Here is a 7107-nt window from a genome sequence, read left to right on the forward strand (position 1 = left end):
CATAACTTTGTTTGATTTTAATCGTTTGTATTAGATCGACTTTTTATGCAGAAGGTGTTACGACCACCTTCTGTATTTTTTATTGTATCATTTCGACTACGACTGTTTTATCTGTCTTTTTGAACCGGATATTCGTCGTCAGTTCCAACATTTTCAATACCTTCGATAAATCCGAATATTTAGGAATACTCCCGGAGAATCGTTTTATTTTCAGGCTTTCCCCAGCAAAAAAGAAACTGACATCATACCAGCGTTCCAGTTTCCGGGTCACCGCTTCCAATTCTTCACTGACAAACACAAAACGGTCTTGTATCCAGGAACAATAAAGGGCGGCATTCACTTCTTTCACCTCGATTCCCTTTTCGGTGTATATCGCCTGTTGTCCGGGCTTCAATAATTGTTTACCCTTTTCACCGCTAACTTCGACACTTCCCTGCAACAAGGTCGTGTATATCCCCGGTTCTCCCTCATAAGCAGTGACGTCGAAAGAAGTTCCTAACACCTCGACTCGTTGTTTTCCCGATTGTACGATAAAAGGCCGGGCTTCATTCCGGGCAACCTCAAAATAAGCCTCTCCTTCCAGGGTCACTTGCCGGTTTTTACCTGTAAAACGAACAGGATACCGCAATTCCGATGCACTATTCAACCATACCCGGCTCCCATCCTCCAATACCAATGTATATTCGCCTCCTCTCGGGATTCGCAGGATATGCCATTCTTCGGGAGTTTCCTGCTGTAAAGAATCCTGGTGATAAGCCAAACGCCCCTGATCGTTGATCCATAAGCGTTCCCCTTGCCCGAGCGACAAACAAGTGTCTTTTATACCGTTCAACACCAATTCTTTTCCATTCTCCAGCACTAACACCGCCTGCTGGTGAAACTCCTTCGGGCCGACTGCAGCCAGAGTCATCTCTTTACGGGTATCCGGCACGAAATACAGGAAACCGATCCCTCCTATTATAAATAAAATCACCACTGCGGCGACATACCGCCAATAGCCCGGATGGATTTTACGGCGATTCGTTATTCTACAATAACGTTCCAGCTCTTCCCACCTCTTCGCTGTATGAAAAGAAGCATAAAGTGACAAAGCTCCTTTCAGATTCTCTCTTGTAGTAAAAGTATCGAACCACTCCTGATTTTTAGGATCCTGTTTTAACCAGCAGGCCAATTCGGCCTCATCCTCCGGTGTCAGCTCTCCCTTTATCCAGGCAGCCACCCAACGATAGATTTCCTCGTTTTTATCCATAACATTTAATCTTAGCCTGATCAGTACTCCTTCAATTCGTATATCTACACTGAAATCGGTATTTCCTCATCCTTGATTAATCAGAAAGTCCGAAGGTCTGACACCGATCAATACCCAAAGGACGCTAATCATTTCTGAGTATTTTAATCCTTTTTACTATTTAAACACACCCGATAAGGAAATAGGTGACAAGAGGTATGAAAAAAATTAAAATTCGAAAAAAAACAGAGTCATATAGACGAAAAGTTCTCCCAACCGTCCTTTCAGATAGGCCTTGGCCCGTTGTTTTTGCGTCTTGACCGTATTGACAGAAACCCGCAGGAGTTCGGCGATTTGTTTTTCTTCTTTTTCCTGAAGATAAGCCATATAAAAGATTTCCCGGCACCGTTCCGGTAATTCATCGATCGCTTCGAATAATTCGGTTACCACTTCGGATTCCATCTGCCTGAGGAGGAAACAATCCTGATCTTCTTCGGATTCCGGGACAGCTTTACGATCATTCCTTGCGCGGATTTCCAAATCGCGCAGATAGTTCAGGCAGCCGTTTCTGACACTGGTATACAAAAAAGTACGAATCGTCTTTTCATTGGGAAAGGCGGACAAATCGTATTTCCAGAAAGCGACGAATACATCTTGTACCAAATCCTCCGCCACATCCTGATCTTTGATTATCCGGGAGGCAAAAAAGCACAATGGACGATGCCAGGAATAAAAAAGCTCCTGGAAAGCTTCTTTTTCCCGTTGTTGCAAACGCCGTATGAAATCTTCCTGATTGATCACTGCCCTTATTCCTACTTTGTGCGTATAAAAGTAAATAAAAACAAATAAAGGTGCAACCGGTATTTCCGATTGCACCTCATTTTCAGCTTACACTTGTCCGCTTATTATTTTACTTCCCAGGTATCCCCGCTATTCAGCAAGTCTTCCATACAATGGATCTTAGAAATTTTCTTTACTTCTTCGATCTGATCGTCCAGAGCCTGGTCGTAAGTATGCGCTTCGACATCACGGATAACTCCCAGGGCAACCGGGAATTCCGGAGCTTTCATATTGACGAGCATCCAATGCAGGAACGGATTGGGATTATGTGCATCGTGAACCAGGATATCTTTTTCAGTGATACCGTCTTTACCGATTTCGACCACTTTCAGCTCACCTGATTTTGCCAATACCAAACCTTTATCTTTGTTTTTACCGAAGATCATCGGTTCACCGTGACGCAAAACGATCTGACGCTCTTCTTTCAACTCTTTATCCGTTACAGCAGAATGAGCACCATCGGCAAAGATGACACAATTCTGAAGCACTTCTACCACAGAAGTTCCCTGGTGTTTTACAGCTGTTTCCAGAATTTCAGCGGTCAAGTTCACGCTGGTATCGATCGAACGGGCGAAAAATTTACCCTGAGCACCGATGCAAAGCTCTCCAGGATTGAAAGGATGCTCGATCGTTCCGTAAGGAGAAGTTTTGGTTTTAGTTCCCAATTTGGTAGTCGGGGAATATTGTCCTTTAGTCAGACCATAAATTTCATTGTTAAACAACAAAATGGTAATATCCACATTCCGGCGGATAGCATGAATAAAATGGTTACCCCCGATAGCCAATGCATCACCATCACCGGAGATCTGCAATATATTCAGTTTCCGGTTGGCATTCTTCGCTCCGGAAGCAATAGCGGCAGCACGTCCATGAATTGTATGGAACCCATAGGTATTCATATAATAAGGGAAACGGGAAGAACATCCGATACCGGAAATCACAGCCCAGGATTCTTTGGGATAGCCCAGTTCAGCCATCGCTTTTTGCACGGAATTAATAATACCGTGATCACCGCAACCCGGACACCATCTGATTTCCTGGTCGCTTTTAAAATCTTTAGGAGTATATTTTAATTCGCTCATTTCAATTTCTAATTTTCGATTTCTGATTCTAAATATCTTTCATCCTTGTTTAAGTCGAAGAGCTTAAATTATTTTATTGATTTTTTCTTTCAATTCTACGACAGTAAAAGGTAATCCAGCCACCTTATTTACTTGCAGGTAATTGAATTCGGGAAATTTACTTTTCAGATATTTAGCAAACTGTCCGAGATTCAATTCACATACGACGATTTTCTTATAACGAGCCAACACATCCCGTGTATTTTTCGGCAGCGGATTGATAAAGTTGAAATGGGCCAAACTGACATCTTTTCCTTCAGCCCGCATTTCAGATACTGTGGTATAAAGGTGACCATAAGTACCTCCCCATCCGACAATCAAAATATCGCCTCCTTCGGGATTACCGTATACTTCCTGTTCGGGCAGATCGTTTGCAATCCGGGCTACTTTTTCTTCACGCAGATCGGTCATGACCTGATGATTCTCGGGCACATAACTGATTGTTCCGGTGATATTCATCTTTTCCAGTCCGCCGATCCGGTGTTCCAAGCCTTTGGTACCGGGTAAAGCCCAGGTTCTGGCCAGAGTTTCGGGATCACGGGCATAGGGTTTATAATCATCACCTTCTTTAGCCAGACGCAATTTTATCTCAGGTAATTTAGCCATGGAAGGAATCAACCAGGGCTGAGCTCCGTTGGCCAGGAAGCCATCGGTCAGCAGGACTACCGGAGTCATATGCTCGAGCGCAATCTTTCCGGCCATAAAAGCATAGTCGAAACAGTTTCCTGAAGTACTGGCAGCGATTACCGGCATCGGACATTCACCATTACGGCCGTAAAGTGCCTGTAATAAGTCGGACTGTTCGGTCTTCGTAGGCAGACCCGTAGAAGGCCCTCCCCGTTGTACATCCACGATCACCAAAGGCAATTCAGCCATAACTGCCAATCCGCAAGCTTCCGATTTCAGCGCCAATCCGGGACCTGAAGTCGTCGTACAGGCAAAATTACCGGCATAGCTGGCACCGATAGCGGTACAGATACCACCGATTTCATCCTCAGCCTGATAAGTCTTAGCACCCAAATCACGACGAAGTGCCAATTCATGCAAAATATCGGTAGCCGGAGTGATCGGATAAGAACCACAGAATAAAGGTAGTCCTGCTTTTTCTGCAGCTGCCAACAATCCCCAGGCTGTGGCCTTATTACCGGTAATCGTACGGTATTTACCTTTCTCGATGGTAGCCGGAGCTACTTTAAAATGAGTGGCTAACGCATGTACATTAGCAGCATAATTATAACCGGCTCTCAACACCATTTTGTTGGCAGAAGCAATAGCCGGTTTTTTGCCGAATTTAATATCGAAGAAAGCTTCGGTATGCTCTACAGATTGCTCGAACATCCAATAGATCATTCCCAAAGCAAACATATTTTTACATCTCAATATCGATTTCTGATCCAAACCGGTCTCTTTCAGCGCTTCGATAGTCAGCTCGGTTACTTTCACCGGAACAACATTATAGTCCGCCAAAGAACCGTCTTCCAACGGATTTGCAGTATAACCGGCCCTTTCGATATGTTTGTCGGTAAAGGCATCGATATCTACAATAATAGTACCTGCTTTTTTAGCCCAACGTAAGTTCGCTTTTAAAGCAGCCGGATTCATAGCCACGAGGACATCGGCATAATCACCCGGAGTAGTAATGTGCTCTTCTCCAATGTGTACCTGGAAACCGGACACGCCACCAACAGTACCTTGCGGGGCACGAATTTCTGCCGGATAATCCGGAAATGTTGCTACGTCATTTCCAAATAAAGCAGCTGTATCCGAAAACTGCTGCCCGGTTAATTGCATTCCGTCTCCCGAATCTCCGGAAAAACGAATGACAACATCATGTTTTTCGATAACTTTTGTCTCTTGACTCATGGTTGAATAAGTAGTTTTAATTGTTGCTGACGTCAATCAGCTTACTTCATTGTAAATGTAAAAGGGAAAATTACCACTTTAACTATTCATTTTAACAATCTTATAACATTCTCCGAATGCTATTTTTATGTTTTAAAACATGGTAAAGGTAGCGAAACCTCCCTTTTAAACAAGTTTAATCCGAACATTTTTTCCTGATTTGCAATAACTCTGATAATCAACGATTCTGCAAACGATTTTCAAGTTTTCGAAACGCTTTAAAATGAAATCGTTCTAAACAATCTTCCCAAAAACGACATTTTTTTTGTATAGAGCGCTCACGTTTGCGGAATTATCGCTTAAAATGTCTTTTTTATTACAAATTATTACTTTATCGTATTTTTTGTTTTTTTTAATAGAATCCTTCTTCTTTTTTTTTTTCCTTTACGTATGACTCTAAAAATGGATACGCATGAATAGAATACTACTCTTTTTCTGTTTACTTTTCGGGTTATACTCCTGTCACACCCCAAGTACGACAAAAACACCACCGGCTAACATTGTCTCCGAATTCAGGATAACGTCTACTCAGGTCGGAGCCATCCGAAAGGGTATGACGATAAAAGAATTGTATGCAGCTCTACCGGAAGACCGGATCAAAAAACTGAAAACCCGTACCGAGTTATCCAACGAGACTGCCGACTATTACTATATCTATGGCGATAGTTCCCGTTTACTCCTCATTGTCAATACCGAACGGCAAAACGACGAACGCTCGCGTATTTCCCGAATCATCGTAAAAGATAAACGTTTCCAGACAGCCTCGGGAATCGGACTGGCTTCCACCGTAGGAACAATCAGAACGGCTTATCCTCATAGTCAGTTTCTACCTTCGGTAGATGAAATCATCCTATATGTCCCGGAAATAGATGCCAATTTCGAAATAAACAAACGACTCCTCCCTCCTTCACTAGCCATCGACTCGACCGGAGAGATCGCCCCCGACAGTATACCCGCCCAAACCAAAGTAACCGACCTGTCTATCTTTTGGGATTACAGTATTAAAAATCTGGCCGACAAAACCTTCTGGAAAGACCTGACTCACCGGTTTACCAATTGGGTAATCACCCAAGTACCTTCTATAATCATCCTCACTCTTATTTTTATCGGCTTATTACGACTACTCAATTATATCGTCAAAAAATTAAATAAAGCGGCCAAACGACGGGTACACCTCAATGAAAATATCGACGACGCAGAAGGCAACAAAAGAATAGAGACCTTATCCGGTATTATCTTAGGGGTTGGAAAAATATTCTTATGGACCATATTCGTGCTGATCATGCTGAGTAAGTTCAACATCAATATCGGTCCGATCCTCGCCAGTGCCGGAATCGTCGGATTGGCAGTAGGTTTCGGTGCCCAGGAATTAGTCCGGGACTTTATCTCGGGATTCTTTATCCTATTGGAGGATCAAATCCGGACAGGAGACGTGGCGATCATCAACGGTACGACAGGAACCGTAGAGAAAATAGAGATGCGAACGACGACCTTACGGGACGCTTCGGGGGTCGTTCACATTTTTCAAAACGGTAAAATCAACTCCTTATCGAATATGACCAAAGGCTGGTCGGCAATAGTAGTCGATATCGGCGTAGCTTACAAAGAAGACACGGACCATGTCAACGAAATAATGAAACAAGTGGGTGACGAACTCATGAAAGACGCTGCCTGGCAATCGATCCTTATGGGGGTAGATTTATGGGGAGTAGATAGTTTCGGCGACAGTTCCGTGATTCTGAAAGTAAAACTGACGACTAAATCAGGACAGCAGTGGGCAGCCAGCCGGGAATTCCGCCGCCGGATCAAAAAAGCTTTCGACGCCCAGCACATCGAAATCCCATTTCCACAAGTCAGCCTGAACACCGGCTCCGGAACAGGGGCTATGCCGGTGAAAATAGAAAGTTAAAAAGCGATAAGCTATAAGCTAAAAGCTTATGAGGAGTTCTATAAATTAAAATATTGTAGTACAGTTGTTTATATGGTTCCAAGAGCGTAAATTTGCAGAAAATAAGA

At 43.4% G+C, this 7107-nt stretch carries 5 protein-coding genes; 1 reads left to right on the forward strand and 4 read right to left on the reverse strand.

Translation table 11 applies throughout. The features are described from left to right. Positions 1–79: 79 nt before the first annotated feature. From WS42_RS08425 to WS42_RS08440, 4 genes are all read right to left on the reverse strand, one after another. Positions 80–1249 (reverse strand): FecR family protein, encoded by a 1170-nt coding sequence (locus tag WS42_RS08425; protein WP_087382298.1) that lies wholly within the window; start codon positions 1247–1249, stop codon positions 80–82. A gap of 207 nt (positions 1250–1456) precedes the next feature. Next, the gene (locus WS42_RS08430; RefSeq protein ID WP_022161094.1) at positions 1457–2104 is read right to left on the reverse strand and encodes an RNA polymerase sigma factor; all 648 of its coding nucleotides are present in this window, start codon (positions 2102–2104) and stop codon (positions 1457–1459) included. A 29-nt stretch (positions 2105–2133) separates the two neighbouring features. Next, positions 2134–3150 carry a 2-oxoacid:ferredoxin oxidoreductase subunit beta gene (locus tag WS42_RS08435; protein WP_022161093.1) on the reverse strand — a complete coding sequence of 339 codons (1017 nt, stop codon included), beginning with the start codon at positions 3148–3150 and terminating at the stop codon, positions 2134–2136. Between the two features lie 63 nt (positions 3151–3213). Next, a complete protein-coding gene (locus tag WS42_RS08440; protein WP_022161092.1) occupies positions 3214–5052 on the reverse strand; it encodes a 2-oxoacid:acceptor oxidoreductase subunit alpha in 1839 nt (612 codons plus the stop codon). A 451-nt stretch (positions 5053–5503) separates the two neighbouring features. Here WS42_RS08440 and WS42_RS15475 point away from each other — a divergent pair, with 451 nt between their 5' ends. Then, positions 5504–7000: a mechanosensitive ion channel family protein gene (locus WS42_RS15475; RefSeq protein ID WP_022161091.1), complete on the forward strand. Its 1497-nt coding sequence runs from the start codon at positions 5504–5506 to the stop codon at positions 6998–7000. The last annotated feature ends 107 nt before the right edge of the window (positions 7001–7107 follow it).

The organism is Odoribacter sp. N54.MGS-14 (assembly GCF_000980295.1).
Taxonomy (GTDB): domain Bacteria; phylum Bacteroidota; class Bacteroidia; order Bacteroidales; family Marinifilaceae; genus Odoribacter; species Odoribacter splanchnicus.